The sequence below is a fragment of the Nonomuraea sp. NPDC026600 genome (assembly GCF_040638335.1).
Classification (GTDB): Bacteria; Actinomycetota; Actinomycetes; order Streptosporangiales; family Streptosporangiaceae; genus Nonomuraea.
Genome location: NZ_JBEZYD010000002.1, coordinates 111,014 through 134,394 on the forward strand (window position 1 = coordinate 111,014; position 23,381 = coordinate 134,394).

Here is a 23,381-nt window from a genome sequence, read left to right on the forward strand (position 1 = left end):
TAGACTTTCATCTGATGAAGTTCGGACTTCATCAGATGAAGCTAGGAGTGTTCATGCACATCGTACGTTTCGTCAGCCCGCTGACCAGCGCGGACGCCGTCGGCGTCGACGACGGCGACCAGGTGACGCAGCTGGAAGGGGTCACCACCGTCGGAGAGCTGCTCCGCCTGCCCGTCGCGGAGCTGCGCGAGCGGTGCGCCGCCGCGGACGGCCCGCGGCACCCGTCCGCGTCCGTCCGCAGACTCGCGCCCGTGGACGGGCTGATGGAGGTGTGGGCCGCGGGCGTCACCTACCGGCGTTCGCGCGAGGCGCGGGTGACCGAGAGCGAACGGGCGGCCGACGTGTACGAGCTCGTCTACGACGCCGAGCGGCCGGAGCTGTTCTTCAAGTCCGTGGCCTGGAAGGTGTCGGGGGATGGCGGCCGGATCGCCGTACGCGCCGACTCGGAGATCGACGTGCCGGAGCCGGAGCTGGGCCTGGTGCTGAACTCCGCCGGCGAGATCGCGGGCTACACGGTGGTCGACGACGTCAGCTCGCGCACCATCGAGGGGGTCAACCCGCTGTACCTGCCACAGGCCAAGATCTACCTGGGGGCGTGCGCGGTCGGCCCGGCGATCAGGCCCGTCTGGGAGGTGGCCGACCCGTACGCGCTGGACATCACGCTGACCATCGCCAGGGCGGGGGAGACGGTCTGGGACGGCAAGGCGTCCACCTCGGAGCTGCACCGGCGCCTGGACGACCTGGCCGGGTACCTGTTCCGCGCCGACGCCTTCCCCGACGGAGCGGTGCTGTCCACCGGCACCAGCCTGGTCCCCGACCTGCCGTTCACGCTGCACGACGGTGACACCGTGACCATCGGCATCGCCGAGATCGGCACGCTGACCAGCGGCGTGGTGAAGGGCCTGGCCGCCATGCGCTGACCGGGCGCGCGAAAAGGACCGGGCCGGGCACCGCCACTGGTGCCCGGCCCGGTCGCATGCCGCCCGGCGTGGTCACGGACCGCACGTTGCGGCGAAGAAGACGCCGCTCCTGTGAGTTCTCTATAAGTGGGGCGTTCCATCGCGTTCCGTGACGGGACATCGGACGACAGCAAACGTTTACCGCCTGTCCATCCAAGATCACCTAACTGGCCAATAATGATCTTTACGTTTGCGGCGTTTGTGCGTTGCCCCCACCGATAGTGGAAGGACATTCGTGCGCATCCCCACCCGGGCCGTTGTCGCCGCATTGGCGACGTTCCTGGCTCTGAGCACCGTGAACGCCGCCGGAACCCCGGTCATCGCGGACGCGGATCCCGCTCTGGCGGCACTCACCCAGGTCGTCCCCGAGATCGTCGAAGAGGCCAGGACCACGCCGCCCACCGAGATCCCCGAAGGCGACGTCCAGCGGCCCTTCGCCATCGCGACGGACCCCGACCGCACCCTGGTCGCGACCGTCAGCGAGAGTGACATCGGCATCGGCATGCCGGAGGCCGCCGGCAACGGCAACCAGCCGCTCCCCGGCCTGGTCACCTACGCCGCCAAGCAGCCCAGCGTCGCCTACGCCCACCAGCGCACCGGCCAGATCGCCCGGGCGCTGACCATCATCAAGGACTCCTCGGCACCGACCGAGTACCGATTCCCGATCTCCGCCCCCGAGGGCAGCATGCTGGAGGTCGAGGACGACGACGGCACCGTCCTGATCTACAACAACGACGTCTACCTCGCCGAGATCGACCTGCCCTGGGCCAAGGACGCCAACGGCAACGCGGTGCCGACCTCGTACCGGGTGGAGGGCATGACGCTCATCCAGACGGTCAACCACGCGGGTGCCGCCTACCCCGTGGTCGCCGACCCCGCGCTCAAGCTGCAGTGCGAGTGGTGGAAGGCCATGTGCCGGCTCATCTTCTCGAAGAAGCTCACCAAGAGCATCTACAACGCCTGGTTCGTGGCCGGCGTCGCCGGCGCCATCGAGGCGCTGAAGGGTGCCTGCGACAAGCTCAAGGGCAAGGCCAAGCTGATCTGCAAGATCGCCTACACGACGGGTGGCGCCTCGGCCATCTACAAGGTCCGGGAAGCCGCCAACAAGAAGCAGTGCTTCGCGATCCGGTTCCAGGCGCCAGGCATCGTCTGGTACGAGGTCCGTAAGAAGAGCTGCCAGAGCAAGTAACCCCGCACCATCCCGACGCTCCCGCCGGTCCGGCGGGGGCGTCGCCCTCCTGTTGCTCCTCGCCCGGCCCCGGGGAGCTCGATCTGGGCTGATGCCGCGCGGCGCAAGTAACCCCTGGAAGACGGCAAACGTTTACGGCTGGTCCATCCAAGATCACCTAACCGGCCAATAATGATCTTTACGTTTGCGGCGTTTGTGCGTTGCCCCCACCGATAGTGGAAGGACATTCGTGCGCATCCCCACCCGGGCCGTTGTCGCCGCATTGGCGACGTTGTTGGCTCTGAGCACCGTGAACATCGCCGGAACCCCGGTATTCGCGGCTGAGGACCCCGCCCTGGCGGCGCTCACTCAGGTCGTCCCCGAGATCGTCGAAGAGGCCAGGACCACGCCGCCCACCGAGATCCCCGAGGGTGACGTTCAGAAGCCGTTCGCCATCGCGACGGACCCCGATCGCACCCTGACGGTGTCCATCAGCGAGACCGAGATCGGCATCGGCATCCCCGACGCGACGGGGAACGGTAACCAGGCGCTGCCTGGCCTGATCACGTACGCCGCCAAGCAGCCCAGCGTGGCCTACGCGCAGACGCGCACCGGCCAGATCGCCCGAACGATGACGGTGATCAAGGACTCCTCGGCGCCGACGGAATATCGCTTCCCGATCAGCGCGCCCGAAGGCAGCATGCTGGAGGTCGAGGACGACGACGGCACCGTCCTGATCTACCAGGACGACATCTATCTCGGTGAGATCGACCTGCCCTGGGCCAAGGACGCCAACGGCAACGCGGTGCCGACCTCCTACCGGGTGGAGGGCATGACGCTCATCCAGACGGTCAACCACGTGGGTGCCGCCTACCCCGTGGTCGCCGACCCCGCGCTCAAGCTGCAGTGTGAGTGGTGGAAGGCCATGTGCCGGGTGATCTTCTCCAAGAAGCTCACCAAGAAGATCCACAGCGCTTGGTTGTACGCCGGGGCAGCGGGCGCCGCCGAGGTGTTCAAAGCCGCCTGCGACAAGGCCAAGGGAAAGATCAAGCTGATCTGCAAGGTGGGGGTGGTGGTGGGCGTCGCCTCGTTCATCTACAAGATCAGGGAAGCCTCCAACAAGAACCAGTGTTTCGCGATCCGCGCCCAGTTCGTCCCGGGCGGGCCGATCGTCTGGGGCGAGGTCCGGAAGAAGAGCTGCCAGAGCAAGTAACCCCGCACCATCCCGACGCCCCCGCCCGCCCGGCGGGGGCGTCGCCCTACGCGCCCATCTCCCGCCTCGCTCTACGCGCACACCTTCCGCGTCGTCCCACGCGCACACCTCCCGGAGCACCCATGCCTGCCATCACGCCACGGGCCCTCGCCGGTGGTCTCGCCCTGCTGCTTCTTCCGCTGGCCGCGCTCCCATCACCCGCCGCCGCCGCGGGGTCGCCGTCCCCGTCCACCGTCGACACCGCCGGGTCCCCGGCCGCCACCACCGCCGCCGGGTCGCCGTCTCCGGCTGCCCCCACCGCCACCGCGTCGAAGCCCGGGGACGACCCGAGCGCGCCCGCCCGTCTCGCGGCCGAGCCGAGCGCGCCCGACGAGGCCTCCGCCCGGCTGTCCGCCCGCCTGAGCGGCCGGCGGGTCGAGGTCGCGGACGCCCGTACCGAGACCACCACGACCTATGCCAACCCGGATGGCACGCTGACGGTCGACTCGTTCGCCGGTCCGGTCAGGTTCCGCCGCGACGGCGAGTGGGCGCCGGTGGACATCTCGCTCACCGAGGCGCCGTCGGGCGAGATCGTGACCCGGGGCCACGGCCGGGCGCTCAGGTTCGGCGGCGGACGGCCCGGCGTGGCCCGGCAGGCGTCCGGGGCGACCGACCTGATCACGATCGGCGAGGGCGCCACCAAGGTGACCCTGCAGTGGAAGGGCGCGCTGCCCGCGCCACGCCTGTCCGGTGAGACGGCCACGTACCCGGACGTCATGCCGGGCGCCGACCTGGTCGTCACCGCCACCAGGACAGGTGCCGAGCAGTTCCTGCTGGTCAAGGCCCGCCCCGCCACCCCGCTCTCGTACACCCTGCGGCTCAGCGCGCCGGGCGTGCGGCCCCGCCAGGCCCCGGACGGCGGCGTCGAGCTGGTGGACGACAAGGGCAGGACGACCGCCACCATCCCGGCCCCCGTCATGTGGGACGCCACGGTGGATCCGGGTTCGGGTGACCACCTGCGCCGCGTGCCCGTCGCCATGAAGGTGTCCGGGCAGGACCTCGTTCTCACCCCCGATCCGGCCTTCCTCGGCGACCCGGCCACGAAGTACCCCGTCACGGTCGATCCTTCGCTCAACCTCGGCCAGGTCTTCGACACGTTCGTGCAGGAGGGCTACGGCACCGACCAGTCGGGCGCGACCGAGCTCAAGATCGGCAACAACGGCAGCGGCCAGGTCGCCAAGTCGTTCATCACCTGGAAGACCCCCGGCATCGCGGGCAAGAAGATCACCGCGGCGTCGCTGAAGCTCTGGAACTTCCACTCGTGGTCGTGCAACACCAGGTCGTGGGAGGTGTGGTCGGCCAACCGGGCCTCGACGTCCTCGCGCTATCCCGGCCCGGCGATGGCCGACAAGTACGCCACCTCCAGCGAGACCAAGGGCTGGGGCAGCGGCTGCGCCGACGGCTGGGTGAGCGCCAACGTCACCTCGCTGGTCCAGTACTGGGCCAACGAGGGGTGGAAGGAGTCCGGCATGGGCCTGCGGGCCACCAGCGAGACTGACGAGTACGCCTGGAAGCGCTTCAACTCGGGCAACGCCTCGGCCCACGTGCCGTACATCTCGGTGACGTACAACTCCTACCCGAGCACCCCGGTCTCCACCTGGCTCTCCCCGTACGTCGACTACAACGGCACGCGCTGGACCAACACGCTCACCCCGCAACTACGCAACCATGTGCGCGACCCCGACGGGGGTAACGTCCGCGGCAAGTTCGACCTGTACGAGGGCTCGACGATGCTGATCGACGACCTCTACGGCGTGTACGTGGCCAGCAACGGCTTCTCCGGCGCGAACGTGCCGGCGGGCAAGCTGGCCAACGGCAAGTCGTACATGTTCCGCTCGTGGGCCCACGACGGCTCGCTGGTCTCGAAGCTCTGGCAGACGGCGTACTTCTCCGTCGACACCGTCAAACCGCCCGCCCCCAAGGCCGCCTCCACCGACTACCCGAACGACGGGACCTACCACGGCGACGCCGGCCAGGCCGGCACGTTCACCCTCACCCCGGCGAACACCGACGCCGGCTGGATCGCCTACAAGCTCGACAGCGGCGCCGTGACCAAGGTGCTCACCACCGGCGCGGCCGTCTCCGCCAAGCTGACCCCGCCCACCGTGGGCGCGCACACCGTCAGCGTGTACACCCTGGACAAGGCCGGGAACGCCTCGCCGACCACCGTGTACACCTTCAACGTCGGCTCGGGCGCGGCCGTGGCCACGCTCGACGCCCCGAAGGACGGCCTGCGGAGCACCGGCAAGGTCCCGCTCGCGGTGACCGGCATCGGCTTCACCCAGGCGAGGTTCCAGTACCGGCGGGCCGAGACCGACGAGTGGGCCGACCTCCCCGTGGCGAACGTGGTCACCGCCGACGGCAAGCCCCTGACCGCCTGGCCCGTGGCCGCGCCGAACAAGGTGTCCGGCCTGGTCTGGGACGCCGGAACCCAGCTCGGCGACGCCGTGGCGCAGGTGCGCGCGCTCGTCACCGGCACGGCCGGCACACCGGTGGAGTCGTCGTCCGCCGAGATCGTCGTCGACCGCCGCGCCACCAAGGCGGCGACCAGCGAAGTCGGCCCCGGCACGGTGAACCTGCTGACCGGCGACTACCGCCTCCAGACCACCGCGGGCGGCCCGTTCGGCCTGACACTCACCCGGACGGCCACCTCCAGGAACCCCGGCTGGTCGCAGGGGATCGCCTCACTCACGGAGACCTCGCCGAGCTCGGTCCAGGTGACCAGGGCCGATGGCACCCCGGTCCAGTTCACCAGGACCAAGGACGGATGGAAGCCCGAGCGCGGCGCCGAGGACCTGACGCTCACCGGCACGTACACGCTCACCGACTCCCGGGGACAGGCGACCACGTTCGCCAAGCAAGGAGACCGGTACCTGCCCACCGAGTACGCCTACGAACAGGACCGGCCCAAGTCGCTCACCCGCTCCGGCCACACGCTCGACTTCGGCTACGGCGCCGACGGCCGCCTCAGCACCGTGTCCTTCCAGGGAGCCGTGCTGACCCAGTACGTCTACGACAGCGCCGGACGCCTGTCCGAGACCTGGGACCCGAGGATCACCCCCGCGCTGAAGACCGTCTACGGCTATGACGGCGCGGGCCGCGTCTCGACGCTCACCCCGCCGGGAGAGCTGCCGTGGACCTTCGGCTACGACGCCGACGGCCGCCTGAAGAGCGTCGCCCGCCCCACGCTCAAGCCCGGCACCGCCGACCAGATCGAGGGCGAGGCCAAGAGCACCATCGTGTACGGGGTGCCGCTCGGCAAGGCGGCCGGCGGCCCGGCCGATCTGACGTCTGCGGCCATCGCGGCCTGGGGGCAGGCGGACGCTCCCGTGACGGCCACGGCGGTCCACCCGCCGAACTCCACTACCCGCCCCACCGTGACGTACCTGGACGAATCTGGCCGGGCGGTCAACGTGCTGACCCCCGGCGGGCACCTGTCCGCCACCGACTACGACCGGTTCGGCCACACGACGCGTGTGCTCACCGCGTCGAACAGGGAGCTGTCGCAGCGGCCGACGACCGACTACCGGCTCGCCGAGCTGGCCATCACCGGCTACAGCGCGGACGAGCGGGCGGAAATGCTGTCCACCCGCTCGGTCTACGACGCCTCGGGCCGCCGCGAGATCGAGGAGCTGAGCCCGGTCCACATCGTGAACCTGGAGTCCGACGTGGACGACCTGCCTGCCGGGTACGGCATCGGCGCCAGGACCCGCACCGTGAGTACGTACGACGAGGGCCGGCCGACCGGCGCGGCGGCCCGCGACCTGCCGACCACCGTCAAGGCCGGCGCCGTGATCGTCGGGCGCGAGTCCAAGCCGGACGCGGACGTCAGGACCACCGCCATCACCTATGACTGGGCCACCGGCCGGCGGCTCAAGACGGTCCGCGACCCCGGCGGCCGGGCCGTCACCGCCGACACCGCCCCGCCCATCCTCTACACGGCGACCGGCAGCGCCCCGTGCGGCGGGCGGCCGGAGTGGGCGGGCCTGGTGTGCCAGGACGGCGGACGGACCTACACCTACACCGCCTCCGGCCTGCCGAACACGGTGACCGAGGCAGGCACGGTCACCACGACCAAGCGCGACCCGGTCGGCCGGCCCATCACGACCCAGGCCGGCGGGGAGGCCGAGATCGGCATCGGCTACAGCCCGGCCACCGGCCGGACCACCGAACGGTGGCGCGGCACGGAGAAGATCGTGACGGCCTACGACCGGCTGGGCCGGGTCATCTCCCACACCGACGCGGACGGAGCACAGACCCGCACCGAGTACGACGACCTCGACCGCCCGGCCAAGGTCGTGGACTCGGCCTCGTCCACCAGGGTCTACGCCTACGACCACACGGCCGAGCCGCGCGGCCTGCTCACCTCGGTCACCGACTCGGTCGCGGGCACCTTCACCGCCCGCTACGACGACGAGGGCCGCCAGTTCGAGGGCGACCTGCCGGGCGGGCTGCACCTGGTCTCCGCGTACGACGAGCGCGGCCAGAACTACGCCCGGATCTACACCCGGGACGGGCTGGAAGGCCCAGTGATGATCGACCAGATCGGCCGGAACGTCCACAGCCAGGAACTGCTGCGCATGCGCAGCGACACTATGTCCGAGCGGCAGCTCGGCTACGACAAGGCGGGGCAGATCGCCTCGGTGCTGGATATGGCGTTCCCGCTGTGCACGCTGCGCCGCTACGGCTACGACGGCGTGGGCAACCGGGTCCGGCTGGCCGTGCAGGCGTCGGAGGAGGACTGCCCGGTGGCCGACGACTCCGCCGCGAGCATCACGACGTACGCCTACACCTCCGACGGCAGGCTGACCGGAGACGGCTACGGCTACGATTCGGCGGGCCGCACCACTTCGCTGCCGGGCGGGCGGACCATCGGCTACTTCGCCGACGGTGTGCCGGCCAAGCAGACCTCCGGCCAGCGGAGCCTGACCTGGACACGCGATCCGGCGGGCCGGATCAGGTCGGAGACCACCGAGGCGGGCGCGGTCACCGTCCACCACTACGCCTCCGACGGCGACCAGCCCTCCTGGCTCGCCGAGAACGGCACGGTCGTCCGTAACGTGGCCGGTGTCGGCGGCGAACTGGCCGCGCTCACGGGCGCGACCGGGTCGGTACGCCTCCAACTGCTCACCGTCGGCGGGGACGTGGGCACTGAGCTGGACCTCGACAGCGGTCTGGCCACCGTGGTCGGGTACGACGAGTTCGGCGTGGCCTCCGAGCCGCGCCATTACGGCTGGCTGGGCGGCGCGTTCCACCCGACCACGCTGGACGGGACGGTCCTGATGTCGGGCCGCCTGTACGACCCGTCGCTCGGCCGCTTCCTCCAACGGCCCTACTGAGCCGTCCAGTGCGGTTCCGGTCATCGGGTGGCCGGAACCGCACTGATCCTCCACGACCCTGGCCGTTGCTTTTTCGCGGTCAGGGTCGTGGCGTTTCACTGGTGGCGGCCTCGGGTGATCGCTCTCGCCAGGGCTCTCACCCACCCCTCCGACGATCGCCGGGGCCTGCCGGCCAGCATCCCCGTGGGCGTCCCCGGCCGTCCCGACAGGCCGGCCGCGAGCAGCCAAGGGGGAACGCCGTCACTGTCTTCGCGTCTACCCATGCCAGATCTCCTCCATATCGGGTGAGCTCCACGGTAGGTCGAAGTGGATTGGCTACCCTGGCCAATCAGATGCCAAAGAACCAGACCAATGCCGCGTGGGACACGCTGCTGGATCTCGACGCGCAGCCGGCCGGGCCGCTGCACGACCGCCTGCGCAGGTCGCTGCGGTCCGCGATCGTCGGCGGCCGTCTCGCCGCCGGCAGCGCGCTGCCGCCCAGCCGCACACTGGCGGCCGACCTGGGCTGCTCGCGCTGGGTGGTCACCGAGGCGTACGCGCAACTGGCGGCCGAGGGCTACCTGGAAGCCCGCGCCGGCTCGGCCACCCGAGTCCGCCCCGGAGTCGCAGGCCCGGCCACGAGGGTGCGGCCTGATGTCGTCGGTTCGCCCCCGAGGGGACGGTCCGGAGCCGCGGGCTCGCCCTCGCCGGGGCTGCCCGCCGCCCGCACGGCTCCGCCGTCCGCGCATCCGCGCTTCGACTTCACGCCCGGCCTGCCCGATCTGCGGGCGTTCCCGCGCAAACGCTGGGCGGACGCCGTACGGGAGGCGGGCAGGCAGTCGCCGTTCACCGACCTCGGCTACCTGGAACACGCCGGTCACCCGCGACTGCGGGAGACCCTCGCCGGATACCTGACGCGCTCGCGCGGTGCCGCCATCTCGGCCGAGGACCTGACGATCTGCGCGGGGACCACCGACGCCCTGACCCGGATCGCCCGCAGCCTGCGCGAACACGGCCACACCCACCTGGCCGTGGAGGACCCCGGCTGGACCTGGACCCGCGAGGCGGTCACGGACGCCGGCCTGGTCGCCGTCCCCATCGGCGTCGACGCGGACGGGCTCCGCGTCGATCTCCTACGCGACCAGCCATGGATCAGGGCCGCCATCGTGGCCCCGGCCCACCAGTTCCCCACCGGTACGGTCCTGGCGCCCGCGCGGCGGGCCGAGCTCATCCGGTGGGCGCACGACGTCGACGGCATCCTCCTGGAAGAGGACAAGGACGCCGACTACCGCTACGACCGCCGCCCGGTCGCCGCGATCCAGGGCATGGCGCCCTCGCGGACGGCCCTGCTCGGCTCGGTCAGCAAGACGCTGTCACCGGCCCTGCGCATCGGCTGGTTCGCCACCCCGCCACGCTGGACACCCGACGTCGCCGCGGCCAACCCGCTGGCCCTGCCGCCGCCCGTACTCGATCAACTGGCCTTTGCCTGGTTCCTGGACAACGGTGGCTATGACCGTCACCTGCGGGCCTGCCGGCGGCGCTACCGGGCCCGCCGGGACGCCCTGGTCGGCGAGCTGGCCCGCCGGCTGCCGGGAGCCCGGGTCTCCGGGGCGGCGGCCGGACTCCACCTGCTGCTCCACCTCGACGGCGTCCGGGCCACCGAGGTCGTCGCCGCCGCGGCCCGCGACGGGGTCAGCGTCGACGCCGTCGGCAACTACACCTCGGAGGCGGGGGCCGGAGATTCGACGCTGATCCTCGGATACGGCAACCTCGCCGACAGCGCCGTGGCGGAGGCCGTCTCCCGTCTGGCCGACGCGATCGATAGAGCGAGCGACGCCGTCGTGGATGTCTGCTCAGGGGCGGATGAGGACTTTGAGTGCTTGGCGGTCGGCCATGGCGCGGTAGGCGTCGGGGACGCCGTCGAGGCCGACGGTGCGGTCGAAGACGCGGCCCGGGTCGATGGTGCCGTTCAGGATGTCGGGCATGAGGTCTTCGATGTAGGCGCGGGCGGGTGAGACTCCGCCGGTCAGGGTGATGTTCCGCATGATCATTCCGAAGCCGATGGGGCCTTGCTCGTACTGCGGCACGCCCAGGCGGCTGATCGTGCCGCCGTCGATGACAGAGCCGAAGGCGGTCTCCAGGCCCTGGAGGCTGCCTACGGCTTCGATGATGCGGTCGGCGCCGTCACCGCCGGTCAGCTCGCGTACCTTGGCGACACCTTCGTCGCCGCGTTCGGCGACGACGTCCGTGGCGCCGAAGTCGCGGCCCAAGTCGGTTCGGTCGGTGTGCCGTCCCATGAGGATGATCTGTTCGGCGCCCAGGCGCTTGGCGGCGATCACGGCGGACAGGCCGACCGCGCCGTCGCCGATGACCAGGACGCGGTCGCCGCGGGCCACCCCGGCGGTGACGGCGCCGTGGTGGCCGGTGCCGAGCACGTCTGACAGGGTCAGCAAGGACGGCAGTAGCGGGGAGGTCTCCTCCACGGGAAGCTTGACCAAGGTGCCGTCGGCCACGGGGACGCGGACGGCTTCGCCCTGCCCGCCGTCGACGCCGTCCAGGCCGTAGCGGCCGCCATGGCGGCAGGAGGAGTGCAGGCCCCTACGGCAGAAGTCGCAGGTGTTGTCGCAGTAGGTGAACGGCGTGACGACCAGGTCGCCCGCTTTGAGATTGCTGATGGCGGAGCCGGTCTCCTCGACCACGCCGAGGAACTCGTGTCCCATCGGGCGTCCGGTGCCGGTGGCGGGCATGGACGCGTACGGCCACAGGTCGCTGCCGCACACGCAGGACAGCACGATGCGGACGATCGCGTCGGTGGGCTGCTGGATCTTCGGGTCGGGGCGGTCCTCGACGCGGACGTCGCCGGCGCCGTACATCACGGTTGCACGCATGAAGTGCTCCTTTGATACGTGGGTCAGCGTTCCAGCATGCGCATGCCGGATTCGGGGTGCGTGTCGCCCGCGGCCGGAGGGAGGCTGCTGAGCTTGTCGATCTGCTCGGCGGTCAACTGGATGCCGTCGGCGGCAGTGTTCTCCTCGACGCGGCTGACGCGCTTGGTGCCGGGGATGGGGGCGATGTCGTCGCCCTGCGCCAGCAGCCAGGCCAGGGCGACCTGGGCCGGGGTGGCGCCGGCCTCGGCGGCGACGGCCTCGACCTCGTCGGCGATGCGTAGGTTGCGCTGGAAGTTCTCGCCGGTGAAACGCGGATTACCGTGGCGGAAGTCGCCTTCCTCGAACTCGTCCGTGGAGCGGATCTTCCCGGTGAGGAAGCCGCGCCCCAGCGGCGAGAACGGCACCAGGCCGATGCCGAGTTCGCGCAGCAGTGGCAGCACTCGCCCCTCCAGGCCGCGGGTCCACAGCGAGTACTCCGACTGCACGGCCGTGACCGGGTGGACGGCGTGGGCGCGGCGGATGGTCTCAGGGCCTGCCTCGGACAGGCCGATGTGGCGGATCTTGCCCTCGGCGACCAGTTCGGCGAGCGCGCCGACGGTCTCCTCGATGGGCGTGTTCGGGTCGACCCGGTGCTGGTAGTACAGGTCGATGTGATCGGTGCCGAGCCTCTTGAGTGAGCCTTCGACCGCGGTACGGATGTTGGCCGGGCTGCTGTCCAAGTTCCAGGGGCCAGCGCCGGCGTGCGAGACCAGGCCGAACTTGGTGGCCAGCACGACCTGGTCGCGGCGGCCCTCGAGGGCCCGGCCGAGGAGCTCCTCGTTGGTGTAGGGGCCGTAGATCTCGGCGGTGTCGATCAGCGTGACGCCGAGCTCCAGGGCCCGGTGGATGGTGCGGATGGACTCGGCCTCGTCAGTGCCGGAGCCGGTGTAGCCATGGGACATCCCCATAGCCCCCAGACCGATGCGGGAGACCTCCAGGTCGCCCAGCATGATGTGCTTCATCGCGGTTTCTCCGTTCCTGAAAATGGATTCCGGTCATGACAGGTATCCACCTTCGCGTGGCCCCAGCTCCGGTGCCAGGGCGGGTCGTGCCAGGGAGCGGCGTTCGGGGTAATGACACAGCCCCCCACCTGGCCACTGAGCACGCCGGCGCGGTGTGAGACTCAAGACATGGCACAACAGCGCACCACCACCAGCAGCGACACCGAGCTGGGCCGGTTCCTGCGTGCCCGCCGCACCCAGACCAGCCCCGAGCAGGTGGGCCTCACCATCGGCACCGGCCTGCGCCGGACCCCGGGGCTGCGCCGGGAAGAGCTGGCCACCCTCGCCGGGATCAGCATCGACTACTACGTGCGTCTCGAGCGCGGGAAGGAGACCCGCCCCAGCCCCTCGGTGATCGACGCTCTCGCGCGCGCCCTCCAGCTCGACGACCAGGAACATCAGCACCTGCGCGAGCTGGTCGTCCGCTCCGCCCGCTACGCCGCCGAGCCGCCGCCTCCGCCCAGCCGCACCGTACGCCCCCACCTGAAGTTGCTGCTGGAGACGATGCGCCCCAGTCCCGCCTACATCGTCAGCCGCAGCATGGACCTCCTCGCCTGGAACCCCGGCGGGCTCGCCCTGTACGCGGGGTTGGACGACTGGCCGGCCAAGCAGCGCAACCTCGCCCGCTACCTCTTCCTGCACCCCGCCGCCCGTGGCCTGTTCCCTGACTGGGACAACCAGGTCCGCGGCTGTGTCGCCCGCCTGCGTGCCCAGGCCGGCACCGCGCCGGACGCGCCCGACCTGACCAGCCTCGTCGGCGAACTGCTGCTGAAGAGCTCCGACTTCGCCAAACTGTGGGAGCGCTATGACGTGACCGGCCGCAAACGCACCCACAAGACCTTCCACCACCCGCACGTGGGCATTGTCAACCTCAGCGCCCAATCCATGGACCTGGAGGGCACCCCCGGCCAGCGCCTGGGCGTCTATGTCGCCGAACCCGGCACCCCCGACTTCGATGCGATACTGCTGCTCGACATGACTTCGTCCGAGCCTGCCGCGCATCGAGCCGCAAGAGGATGAGGCACAGCCTCGCGCACAGTCCCGATCCGGATTACGTGGAGGTCGTGCCGTTCTCTTGAACGCCGTTCGCCGCTCTGGGGCGCCCGGGAGTTCGCGGCCGGCAGTGTCTTCTAGCGGGCGGCGCCCCGGTGGCCCTACTCGATGCGGGCAAGGAAGAAGTCCCGGACGTCCTCGGCGAGCAGCTCCGGCACCTCCATCGCGGCGAAGTGGCCGCCGCGGTCGAACTCCGACCAGTGCCTGATGTCGTACAACCGCTCGGCCAGCGGTCGCACCGACTGCGTGATGTCGTGCGCGAACACCGCCACGCCGAGCGGCACCGGGCATGGCACGCCCTGCCCGCGGGGAACATCGTGGTGCAGCCGCGCCGAGGAAGCCGCGGTGGCGGTCAGCCAGTACAGCGAGATGTCGGTGAGCATCCGATCGTCGCTGACCGGCGTGCGCGGGTCGGTCCACTGCGCGAAGCGCTCGGCGATCCAGGCCAGCTGGCCGACCGGTGAGTCGGTCAGCGCGTATCCGATGGTCTGCGGGGTGAGGGCCTGCAGGGCCTGGTACGGCGGACGGTTCGCCATCAGCTGCCGGACCTTGTCCAGCCGGGCTTCATCCGTTTCGGACAGCTCGATGCCGGCGTCCGGGTCCGGGCGGGTCGGCAGGTAGTTGACGTGCACCCCGACGACCTGCTCGGGTGCCACGGCGCCGAGCGCCGCCGATATGCCGGCGCCGAAGTCGCCGCCCTGCGCGCCGTAGCGCTGGTATCCGAGCCGGCGCATCAACTCGGCCCAGGCCCGCGCGATCCGGACGGCGTCCCAGCCGCGCTCGTGGGTCGGCCCGGAGAAGCCGTAGCCGGGGATGGACGGGATCACCAGGTGGAAGTCGCGCGACAGCGGCTCGATCACGTCGAGGAACTCCAGGAACGAACCGGGCCAGCCGTGGGTGAGGACCAGCGCGAGCGCGTCCGGCTTCGAAGACCGGACGTGGACGAAGTGGATGTTCTGGCCTTCGATCTCGGTGGTGAAGTGCGGAAGCTCGTTGATCTTGGTCTCGTGCTCGCGCCAGTTGTAGCCGGTGCGCCAGTATTCGGCCAGTTCCTTGAGCCGCGCCAGCGGGAAGCCGTAGTCCCACCCGGCGTCGGCGACCTCGTTGGGCCAACGGGTGCGGGAGAGCCGGTCGGTCAGATCGTCGAGGTCGGCTTGGGGGATGTCGATGCGGAACGGCTTGATCATGGTCCTGACTCCAGACGGACTCGTTCGGTGCTCAAATGTTCGGGCGACTAACGTTTACTCCACTAACGATATCACGATCGTTAGTGCATCCAACGATTCGTTAGACTTGTCACATGGAGAACCCATCCGAGGAGACGCCCACCCGGTGGCAGGGCCTGCCCAGCTGGCTGCTCGGCCAGACCGCCCAGCACGCGCACCGCCTGGTGGGCGACGGGTTCTCGTCCGTCGGCGCCCGCGGCTACCACTACCGCCTGCTGGCGACGCTGGAGGAGTCCGGCCCGGCCAGCCAGGCCGCGCTGGGCCGCCGTAGCGGCATCCACCTCAGCGACATGGTCGCGACGATCAACGAGCTCGCCGATCGCGGACTGGTCGAGCGCGCCCCGGACGCCTCCGACCGGCGGCGCAACATCATCTCGCTGACCTCAGCGGGCAAGCGGCAGCTCCGGCGACTGGAGAAGCGGCTGGCCGAATGCCAGGACGAACTACTGGCTCCGCTGTCACCCGAGGAGCGACAGCGGTTGGCCGAGCTGCTGTCCAAGCTGCTGGATCACCACAACCGCCGAACCGACATCCCCGAAGAGCCGTGGCGCTGACTGGGAGAGCACGGGTGATCCTCGGCGGTGTCCGGGTGGGGCCGAGGTCGGGCAGGAGGCGGCGATGAGTTTCGGCCGGGTCGCGGGTCTGTTCTGGTGAGCGTCGTACGACGCCGCCCGGCGCGAGACACCACGGAGGACACCATGACGACCACGCCGAGTGACCCGACCGCCGCGCTGCCCGGCCGCCCGCCCGTCGTCGACCTGGCCACCTGGCAGGCCGCCCGTGACGAGCTGCTGGTCCGCGAGAAGGTCCACACCCGCGAGGGCGACGCCCTCGCCGCGGCCCGCCGCCGGCTGCCGATGGTGGAGCTCGACGGGACGGTCGAGGTCGTCGGACCCGACGGCCCGGTCCCGTTCCTGGACCTGTTCCAGGGCCGCGACGAGCTCGTGGTCTACCAGCACATGTGGTACGACGGCGCGCCGCACCAGGGGCAGTGCGAGGGCTGCACCACCACGGCCTGGCACCTGAAGGACGCCGTCTACCTCAACGCCCGCGGCGTCTCGTTCGCCATCCTGACCACGGGCCGGTGGGACGAGGTGGCCTCCTACGTCGAGTTCATGGGCTACACCCAGCCCTGGTACTCAGTGCGCGACGTGGACGCGCCGGTCGGCGGCAGCATGGGTTACCTCGCCTGCTTCCTGCGTGACGGCGACCGCGTGTTCCTCACCTACTCCACGACGGGCCGTGGCAACGAGGCGGTCAACGGGTCCCTAGGCCTGCTCGACAGGACGCCCTACGGCCGCGGCGAGGCGTGGGAGGACAAGCCCGAGGGCTGGCCCGAGGGGCGCAGCGCGTGCTGGTCCTGGCGCTCGGACGCGGACGGGAACTTCACCTGGGGCCCGACCAGCCGCCCCGTGCCGCAGTGGACCCGCCCCGGCGCGACCCCCGTGGAGACTCTCGGCCGACGCGGCCACCACCACTGACACCAATCCGCCCGGTCCCACGGGGGCACCGGGCGGATTGGTGTGACGGACCATCGGCCTCGACGAGCGGTGACCGCCTTGGGGGCGGTCACCTCCGGGTCAGCTGCTTACCGCGACCGGTTCGGCGTCGGCGCTGGCCGCCTGCGGCTTGACGGCGCTGCGCAGCGGGACCTGGCGGATGAACAGCGCGACCACGATGCCGACGGCGGCCACCACCGCACCCCAGGTGAACAGGGCGGTGACGCCGTTGGTGACGGCCTGCTCGAACAGCTTCTGGGCCGACTCGGGCAGGCCGCGGAGCATCTGCGGGGTCATCGAAGTGGCGGTGACCGTGACGGCGGGAGTTCCGGTGAGGGTGTCGGCCAGGTGGCTGGTGTAGACGGCGCCGAGTAGCGAGACGCCGAGCGAGCTGCCCATGTTGCGGAGGAAGGTCGACACGCCGGTGCCCGCGCCCATGTCGCGCAGTGCGAGGCTGTTCTGCGCGATGAGGGTGCTGGTCTGCATCATCGCGCCCATGCCGGCGCCGAGGATCACCATGTAGACGCCGGACACCACGGTGGAAGTGTTGACGTCCATGGTGGCGAAGAGTGCCAGGCCGATGGTGACCAGGATGGAGCCGATGATCGGCAGCGACTTGTAGTGCCCGGTCTTGCTGATCAGCTGACCGGCGCTCAGGCTGACGGCCATCGCGGCGATCATCATCGGCATCAGGAGCAGGCCGCTGTTGGTGGCGGAGGAGCCCTGGACGAACTGCTGGAACTGCGGCAGGAAGCCCATGGCGCCGAACATCGCGAACCCCGAGATGAAGGCGACCCCACCGGACAGCGAGAAGTTGAGGCTCTTGAAGACCCGCAGTGGCATGATCGGCTCGGCCACGCGCCGCTCGACGATGATGAAGGCGACGAACCCGACCACCGCCACCGCGATCAGCCCGAGGATCTGCGCCGAACCCCATGCGTACTGGGTGCCGCCCCAGCTCGTGACGAGCACCAGCGCGGTGATCCAGATCGTCAGCAGCCCGGTGCCCCACCAGTCGATCACGGCCTTGCCGGTGCCCTTGGGCAGCTTGGCCAGGGTGATCCAGCACAGGATCAGGGTGACCGCGCCGAGCGGCAGGTTGACGTAGAAGGCCCAGCGCCAGCTGAGGTTGTCGGTGATGAAACCGCCGATGAGCGGGCCGCCGATCATGGCGACCGGCATGACGGCCATCATCACGCCCTGGTACTTGCTGCGGTCGCGCGGCGGGATCATCTCACCGATGATCGACAGCACGCCCACCATCAGCCCGCCCGCGCCCAAGCCCTGGATGGCGCGGAAGGCGATCAGTTGCGCCATGTCCTGGGACACTCCGCACAGCGCGGAGCCGATCAGGAAGATCGCCACGGCGACGGTGAAGATGACGCGGCGGCCGTACAGGTCGCCGAGCTTGCCCCAGATCGGCGTGGCCACGGTGGAGGCCAGGATGTAGCCGGTGGTCACCCAGGCCAGGTGATTGAGGCCGCCCAGCTCGCCTACGATCGTGGGCAGTGCCGGGGCGACGATCATGTTGTCCAGCATCGCCAGCAGCATGGCGATGCCCAGGCCGCTCATTGTCGCCAGGATCTGGCGGTGACTGAACCCCAGCCCGACCTGCTCCTCCGCCCTCGGGGGGTTATCTGCGCTGTCCATGGCCATCACGTGCGCTCCTGCCGATCCATAGAACTTACCTGTCGGTCGGCAAGCGTACTTGCTAGCCGACCGGTAAGCAACTTGGTATAGACTCTGAAGAGCTTGAGCAGAGGAAACGCGATGACGAAGACGGACCAGGTGCCGGGCACGCGGCGAAAGGGCAGCCAGACGCGGGCCGACATCCAGGAAGCCGCGCTGTCCTTGTTCACCGAGCGCGGCTACGACGCCACCTCGATGCGCGAAATCGCCGAACAGCTGGGGATCACCAAGGCCGCGCTCTACTACCACTTCGACAGCAAAGAGGCTGTCATCCGCAGCCTCTTCACCGACCACCTGCGCGCGCTCGACGACCTTCTCGACTGGGCCGCCGGGCAGCCGCGCTCCCCAGAACTCGCCTCCGAGCTCCTGGGCCGGTGGCTCACCCTGAGCGGGCAGCGGGGGTTGAAGACGATGCGGTTCGCCGCCGCCAACCACACCGCGCTGAAGTCGGTCGTACCGCCGGGCCAGGGCAGCGCGCTGGAGCGGATCGACCAGGCCACCCGGATCATCCTGGGCCCCGACGCTCCGCTGCAGGATCAGCTGCGCGTCCGGATGGCTCTGCTCAGCGCGCACAACACCGTGCTGGCCGCCCAGGGCACCAAGGCCACGAACGCCGACATCCTCACCGCCTCGATACGAGCGGCGACGCTCCTGGTCAGTGACCTGGTCCCGGCCCCGGAGATCCCCATCACCGAGTGAGGCGAAGCCAGATGGCCCACAGATTGACGAGGAGCAAGGTCAGGGGGCCGCGACCGCTCGTAGGGTGACCGGGCCGAGGAGTGGGTTCAGCTCGTCCGCCTGGGGCTGGCCGGTCGGGGTGATCACGTCCACGGCCTTGGGGACGCCGCCCGGGTCGAAGGAGCACAGGGCGCCGGTCCCGCCGGGGGCGCACACACCGAACTGGTACGGCTGGGGAGTGGCGGCGAAGCCCCTGGCCTGGTCGGAGCTGAACCCGTCCTGGCCGGTGAGCACCACCGCGAAGCGCCAGCCGGGCCCCGGTGTGCCGAAGACCGCCTTGGGCACGGCGATCGTGATCGTCCGCGTGGTGCCGGAGCCGCGGACGGCGGCGCCGGACAGGGCGGCGCCGGCGGCCGTCACCCAGACCGGGGCGCCGAAGCCCTGCGCCTCGATCCGCTGCGACCACGCGTCCTGCTCGGCGATGCGGTAGTTGCGCTGCGGGAACGCCGGATCGGTCGAGCGCGCGGTCACGGCGGGGTCCTGTACGTACACGTCGAGGAGCTGGGCGCCGATCTGGTTGCCGAAGGTGGGGGTGAGGTCACGGATCTCGGCCCGCAGGTAGACGGTGCTCGCGTCCGTGATGACCTGGAACCTGCGCAGGTCGAAGGCGCCCGCGTGGAAGTCGGCGGCCGTCGGATAGGCGTAGGTCCCCGGCCCGTTGTCGTCGCCGTCGGGATCGGTGACGTCGAGCACGGTCGTGGCCCCGGTGATGTCGCCGACGACCGAACGCCGGGCGTACCCGGTGCGGCCGTCGGAGGTGGTGGCGGTCACGGTGAGCACGACCTCGCCGAACGACACCGGCGCCCGCGCGGTGAAGCCGCCGTCGGACCCGGCCCGCACCGAGACGACCTCGGTGGCGGTGCCGATGTCGATGGGCGTGGCCGCGACGTCGACGCGCGCACCGGGCGCGGTGGTGCCCTCGACCGTGACCGTCGCGTCGGCGACCGTGCCGCCCTCGATCGGGACCGATGTGTCGGCGACCGTGCCGCCCTCCGCCGGGGCGGTGACCGTGAGTGGTGCCGTGCCGGGCATGCCGTGGGCGGTGTAGCGGCGCCGTACGACCTCGGGCTGCTCGACCGGGCGGCCGGCGGCGAGTGAGAGGATCAGCCGCACCTCCTGGGCCTGCGCCCAGGTCAGCGGGGACGCCGAGCCGGCGGGCTCGCCGTCGTGAAAGCCGATCGAGGCGGTGGCCGGGTCGGTGCCGTACGGTGAGGCGGCCAGGTCCGGGTTCTCCCACGCCTGCTCGGGGACCAGGCCGGTGCCCGAGGACATGGCCCGCATCGCCGCCAGCAGGGCGGCCGCCGTACGGGTGTCGCCGGTCTGCAACGCCTGCTCGGCCCGTTCGCCGGACAGGACCGGCCACAGGTGGCCCGAGCCGGTGTTCGCGGTGGGCCAGGGGCGGCCCGACGGCGCGCAGGAGGTGGGGTCGGGTTCATGGCAGTCGCCGTAGCCGTCCTCGGTGCCCTCGGTGTCGGAGCCGTAGCGGTACCAGCCCTGGCCGTTCGGCGTCGTACGCCCGATCACCCGGTCCACCACGGGCAGGCTGGCCAGGACGTCGGGGTCGGTGGCGGGCAGGATGCCCAGCCGGGTCAGCTCCAGGAATCCCGCGTCCACCACCCGGCGCTGGTCCTCTGTCGGGCCGCCGTTGCCGAGGTTGTACGGGGACGCGGCGTCCGGGTCGCCGGTGCGCGACAGGCGTAGGAAGTAGCGGGGGGCGTACGGGCCGGTGGTGGTGACCGTCCAGCCCTTGACCGAGCGGGCGAAGTGGTCGGCGGTGGCGCGGTAGAGCCGGGCCCGGCCCTGGTCGTCCCGCCCGGCGGCGATCTCCCCGGCCGCGACCAAGCCGGCGATCTCGGCCGCGATCGTGGACGGCGAGTAGCCCTGCTGCTCCTCCCAGCGTTCGACGCCGAACGCGGGCCCGTGCGCCACCAGGAAGTCCGCGGCCTGGCGCACGTGTTCCCACAGCTCCGCGCCGATCCCGGACTGGTGGGCCATGAGGATCGGGTAGGCGGTCTCGTCGAGCTGGTCGCCGCCCGAGTCGGGGGCGAGCCGGCCGTTCAGCAGGGAGTTGCGTGGCAGGCGGCCGTCGGGCAACTGCTGGCGTTCCAGCAGGAAGCGGGCCGTGGCGCGGGCGGTCGCCAGGTCGCCGTCGGTGAGGAAGCCGGTGAACGCCTCGTACAGGTCGCGGGCGAACACCTCGCGGTAGGACCCGAAGTAGACCGCCTTGCCGCCGACCTTCTCGCCCGCGCCGACCGCCTGGCCCCACGGGCTGGCGAGCGACGCGACGACGGCCCCGGGGAAGGTCTTGTCCTCGCTGGCCTTCAGTACGTTGGCCGAGAGCCGGTAGGCGTCGGCCGGCGCGGCGGGCGGCTTGCGCAGTCCGGAGTCGTAGGCGGCCCAGCCCGCCTCGTACCGGGCCCGGGTGGTCTCGAACGGCCGGGCGGCGGCCTCGCCGGCGGTCCGCGACGCGGCGCCCGCCGTACGGCCGAAGCCGAGCGCGAAGGTCACCTCGCCCGAGCCGTCGAGGGGCAGCCGGGCGGTGGCCACCACGTTGCCGTCGGGGGCGGTCGTGCTGGGGGTCAGCGTGTGGTCGGCGTCCAGTTGCGCGGCGCCGTCGCCGGGTGTGCCCGCGTAGCCGACATTGGCCTGCGGCAGCCGCCGCTCGGCGCGCAGCGCCAGGTGGGTGGGCACGGCGTAGTCGCGGGCGGGTGCGGAGGTCTCGGTGTTCGTGTCGGAGATGACCGGGGCGCCGGTCGGCCCGTCCACCACGCCGCTGTCGGCACCGCCGTTCGGCGCGCCGCCGCCTCCGTTGCCGTTGACGCTCGCGTCCAGCCGTACGTACAGCCGCAGTCCGGGCGGCTGGAGCCGGGTCCTGACCACCACGGCGTCGCTGCCCGGATCGGTGAGGTAGGTCGTGGTCAGGCGGTAGCGGCCGCTCTTGCTGGATGAGGTGATCGTGCAGGTCATGCCGGAGCGGTCGGTGGTCACCTTGTAGGTGGTGTCGCGGGACTGCAGCTCGGTGAACGTCCTGCCGTCGGTGACGGCGAACTGCATCGTCTCCACGTTGGTGTTGTCGATGGTCGGCTCATAGACGTCGGACAGAACCCCGCCCGCGACCGTGTACCAGACCTTGGACGCCCGGCCCGCGGCCGTCCCGACGCAGTCCTTGCGCGCGAGCCCGAAGTGGGACGCCACGCCGGGCCCGGCTGGGGCGGGCACCCTGGCCTGCGCGGTCGTGGCGGGGAGCCCGGCCAGCGCGGCGGAGACGGCCAGAGCGAGCGCGAACCGTCGAACCGTGGCCATGCCGTGCCCCCTCGGGTCCGCCCTTTTCATCGCAGAGTTGCAGAGAAGACCAGGCCCGGTTCGCTGTCAACCCCGACCCGCGGTGAGGCGGCGAAGGACATACTCGATCGGGCCGTAGCGGTGACCGCGGAGCCACCACCGGCTCAGCCCGAGCAGGATCGCGTAGATCACCGCGGCCACGCCCATGACGGCGAGCGGCGACAGCCTGCCCGCCAGGGCCAGCCCGTAGCCGGTGAAGACCAGGCAGCAGAGCGCCGACTGCCCGATGTAGTTGGACGCCGCCACCCGCCCGGCCGGTGCCAGCGCGCGGCCGACCGCGGGGAAGCGCTTGATGACCTGCAGCAGGGTGACCACGTAGGCGGCGGTCAGCAGCGCCGAGGTCACGTTGTTCAGGGCCAGCGCGACCAGCTCCACCACGCCTTCCCCGGAGGCGGACGCCCAGGTGAAGAAGATCGCGGCGGGCAGACCGATGCCGAAGCCCACCACCTGGATGCGCGGCACCAGATGGGCCCAGCGCTCCGGCTCCTCGAACAGTCGCGACCGGCCCGCCGCCAGCCCGAACAGGAACAGCGCCATCGCCATCGGCCCCTGCCCGATCCACACCATCCCGGCCACCGCCGGATACGTCTGCGCCTGGAAGGTCAGGAAGCCCAGCGGCCCTCCGGTGACCAGCGCCTCCGCCTGTGCCGCCGCGGCCGGATCCGACGCCGCCGCCGCGCCGCCCGCCGGGTCGAGCAGGGTCAGCCCGGCCAGCAGCAGCCAGATCACCGACATGACGCCGATGACGGCGCAGCCGGTGATCACCGCCTTCCTGGGCGAGATGTTACGCATGGCCAGCAGGATCAGCCCGAGCGTGGCGTACAGCGTGAGGATGTCGCCGATCCACAGCAGGAACCCGTGCAGGACCCCGATCACGAAGAGACCGAGACAGCGCCGCAGCATCCTGGCCTTGACGTTCACCCCGTCGCGTGTTTGGAGCGTGAAGGAGTAGCCGAACAGGAAGGAGAAGAGGATGTAGAACTTCGTCAGCACCAGCGTGCTGACGAGGTAGGCGACCGGCCCCTCCGTGATGGGCATCGTGCCGGTCCCGACCGCGTAGCCGGGATCGGCGAAGAACCCGATGTTCGCCACCAGGATGCCCGCCAGCGCGAACCCCCGCACGGCGTCGATCTCGTGCACGCGCCGTGAGCTCGGCGCCTCAGCCAGTGTCATGATCCTGACGCTAAGGACGCCGAGCTCCCCGGCACA

15 protein-coding genes and 1 pseudogene are annotated in these 23,381 nt (G+C 70.8%); 9 read left to right on the forward strand and 7 right to left on the reverse strand.

All coding sequences use genetic code 11. The features are described from left to right. The first annotated feature begins 53 nt into the window (after nt 1–53). The 4 genes from AB0F17_RS04240 to AB0F17_RS04255 all read left to right on the forward strand — a co-directional run bounded on the left by AB0F17_RS04240 (nt 54) and on the right by AB0F17_RS04255 (nt 8,718). A complete protein-coding gene (locus AB0F17_RS04240) occupies nt 54–920 on the forward strand; it encodes a fumarylacetoacetate hydrolase family protein (protein WP_358015975.1) in 867 nt (288 codons plus the stop codon). 274 nt (nt 921–1,194) lie between these two features. After that, nucleotides 1,195–2,148: a hypothetical protein gene (locus AB0F17_RS04245; RefSeq protein ID WP_358015978.1), complete on the forward strand. Its 954-nt coding sequence runs from the start codon at nt 1,195–1,197 to the stop codon at nt 2,146–2,148. A gap of 229 nt (nt 2,149–2,377) precedes the next feature. Continuing rightward, nucleotides 2,378–3,340, forward strand: a complete 963-nt coding sequence (locus AB0F17_RS04250; RefSeq protein WP_358015981.1) for a hypothetical protein — start codon at nt 2,378–2,380, stop codon at nt 3,338–3,340. A gap of 122 nt (nt 3,341–3,462) precedes the next feature. Continuing rightward, complete coding sequence (locus AB0F17_RS04255) at nt 3,463–8,718, forward strand: DNRLRE domain-containing protein (RefSeq protein WP_358015983.1); 5,256 nt, start codon at nt 3,463–3,465, stop codon at nt 8,716–8,718. Between the two features lie 95 nt (nt 8,719–8,813). Here AB0F17_RS04255 and AB0F17_RS04260 read toward each other — a convergent pair whose 3' ends face one another. Further along, nucleotides 8,814–8,981, reverse strand: a complete 168-nt coding sequence (locus AB0F17_RS04260) for a hypothetical protein (RefSeq protein ID WP_358015986.1) — start codon at nt 8,979–8,981, stop codon at nt 8,814–8,816. A 69-nt stretch (nt 8,982–9,050) separates the two neighbouring features. Between AB0F17_RS04260 and AB0F17_RS04265 the strand changes: the two are divergent. Beyond that, nucleotides 9,051–10,391: pseudogene (locus AB0F17_RS04265) on the forward strand (PLP-dependent aminotransferase family protein); the annotation flags it as partial. Nucleotides 10,392–10,550: 159 nt separating this feature from the next. Here the strand turns inward: AB0F17_RS04265 and AB0F17_RS04270 are convergent. Further along, nucleotides 10,551–11,585: an alcohol dehydrogenase catalytic domain-containing protein gene (locus AB0F17_RS04270; protein WP_358015989.1), complete on the reverse strand. Its 1,035-nt coding sequence runs from the start codon at nt 11,583–11,585 to the stop codon at nt 10,551–10,553. Nucleotides 11,586–11,608: 23 nt separating this feature from the next. Beyond that, nucleotides 11,609–12,586, reverse strand: coding sequence for an aldo/keto reductase (locus tag AB0F17_RS04275; RefSeq protein ID WP_358015992.1), 978 nt, complete (start codon nt 12,584–12,586; stop codon nt 11,609–11,611). 168 nt (nt 12,587–12,754) lie between these two features. On the opposite strand from AB0F17_RS04275, the gene AB0F17_RS04280 reads away from it, so the two are divergent. Continuing rightward, on the forward strand, nt 12,755–13,645 hold the full coding sequence (locus AB0F17_RS04280) for a helix-turn-helix transcriptional regulator (RefSeq protein ID WP_358015995.1): 891 nt from the start codon (nt 12,755–12,757) through the stop codon (nt 13,643–13,645). Between the two features lie 134 nt (nt 13,646–13,779). Here AB0F17_RS04280 and AB0F17_RS04285 read toward each other — a convergent pair whose 3' ends face one another. Next, nucleotides 13,780–14,865 carry an epoxide hydrolase family protein gene (locus AB0F17_RS04285; RefSeq protein WP_358015998.1) on the reverse strand — a complete coding sequence of 362 codons (1,086 nt, stop codon included), beginning with the start codon at nt 14,863–14,865 and terminating at the stop codon, nt 13,780–13,782. Between the two features lie 113 nt (nt 14,866–14,978). Here AB0F17_RS04285 and AB0F17_RS04290 point away from each other — a divergent pair, with 113 nt between their 5' ends. Together AB0F17_RS04290 and AB0F17_RS04295 are read left to right on the forward strand one after the other, a co-directional pair. Further along, on the forward strand, nt 14,979–15,458 hold the full coding sequence (locus AB0F17_RS04290) for a MarR family transcriptional regulator (RefSeq protein ID WP_358016001.1): 480 nt from the start codon (nt 14,979–14,981) through the stop codon (nt 15,456–15,458). Between the two features lie 144 nt (nt 15,459–15,602). Further along, a complete protein-coding gene (locus tag AB0F17_RS04295) occupies nt 15,603–16,385 on the forward strand; it encodes a DUF899 domain-containing protein (RefSeq protein WP_358016004.1) in 783 nt (260 codons plus the stop codon). Nucleotides 16,386–16,484: 99 nt separating this feature from the next. Here AB0F17_RS04295 and AB0F17_RS04300 read toward each other — a convergent pair whose 3' ends face one another. After that, nucleotides 16,485–18,053, reverse strand: coding sequence for an MDR family MFS transporter (locus AB0F17_RS04300; protein WP_358016007.1), 1,569 nt, complete (start codon nt 18,051–18,053; stop codon nt 16,485–16,487). Between the two features lie 120 nt (nt 18,054–18,173). Between AB0F17_RS04300 and AB0F17_RS04305 the strand changes: the two genes are divergently transcribed. Then, nucleotides 18,174–18,791: a helix-turn-helix domain-containing protein gene (locus AB0F17_RS04305; RefSeq protein ID WP_358016009.1), complete on the forward strand. Its 618-nt coding sequence runs from the start codon at nt 18,174–18,176 to the stop codon at nt 18,789–18,791. Between the two features lie 39 nt (nt 18,792–18,830). On the opposite strand, the gene AB0F17_RS04310 is transcribed toward AB0F17_RS04305, so the two are convergent. Beyond that, nucleotides 18,831–22,133: a glucodextranase DOMON-like domain-containing protein gene (locus AB0F17_RS04310; protein WP_358016012.1), complete on the reverse strand. Its 3,303-nt coding sequence runs from the start codon at nt 22,131–22,133 to the stop codon at nt 18,831–18,833. A gap of 66 nt (nt 22,134–22,199) precedes the next feature. Beyond that, a complete protein-coding gene (locus tag AB0F17_RS04315; RefSeq protein WP_358016015.1) occupies nt 22,200–23,345 on the reverse strand; it encodes a DUF418 domain-containing protein in 1,146 nt (381 codons plus the stop codon). Nucleotides 23,346–23,381 lie beyond the last annotated feature (36 nt).

Bases quoted from the DNA above. Each gene is read 5' to 3' on its own strand.
- AB0F17_RS04240 (WP_358015975.1), top strand. From the start codon at position 54: ATGCACATCGTACGTTTCGTCAGCCCGCTGACCAGCGCGGACGCCGTC.
- AB0F17_RS04255 (WP_358015983.1), top strand. From the start codon at position 3,463: ATGCCTGCCATCACGCCACGGGCCCTCGCCGGTGGTCTCGCCCTGCTG.
- AB0F17_RS04260 (WP_358015986.1), bottom strand. From the start codon at position 8,981: ATGGGTAGACGCGAAGACAGTGACGGCGTTCCCCCTTGGCTGCTCGCG.
- AB0F17_RS04270 (WP_358015989.1), bottom strand. From the start codon at position 11,585: ATGCGTGCAACCGTGATGTACGGCGCCGGCGACGTCCGCGTCGAGGAC.
- AB0F17_RS04275 (WP_358015992.1), bottom strand. From the start codon at position 12,586: ATGAAGCACATCATGCTGGGCGACCTGGAGGTCTCCCGCATCGGTCTG.
- AB0F17_RS04280 (WP_358015995.1), top strand. From the start codon at position 12,755: ATGGCACAACAGCGCACCACCACCAGCAGCGACACCGAGCTGGGCCGG.
- AB0F17_RS04285 (WP_358015998.1), bottom strand. From the start codon at position 14,865: ATGATCAAGCCGTTCCGCATCGACATCCCCCAAGCCGACCTCGACGAT.
- AB0F17_RS04290 (WP_358016001.1), top strand. From the start codon at position 14,979: ATGGAGAACCCATCCGAGGAGACGCCCACCCGGTGGCAGGGCCTGCCC.
- AB0F17_RS04295 (WP_358016004.1), top strand. From the start codon at position 15,603: ATGACGACCACGCCGAGTGACCCGACCGCCGCGCTGCCCGGCCGCCCG.
- AB0F17_RS04300 (WP_358016007.1), bottom strand. From the start codon at position 18,053: ATGGACAGCGCAGATAACCCCCCGAGGGCGGAGGAGCAGGTCGGGCTG.
- AB0F17_RS04305 (WP_358016009.1), top strand. From the start codon at position 18,174: ATGACGAAGACGGACCAGGTGCCGGGCACGCGGCGAAAGGGCAGCCAG.
- AB0F17_RS04310 (WP_358016012.1), bottom strand. From the start codon at position 22,133: ATGGCCACGGTTCGACGGTTCGCGCTCGCTCTGGCCGTCTCCGCCGCG.
- AB0F17_RS04315 (WP_358016015.1), bottom strand. From the start codon at position 23,345: ATGACACTGGCTGAGGCGCCGAGCTCACGGCGCGTGCACGAGATCGAC.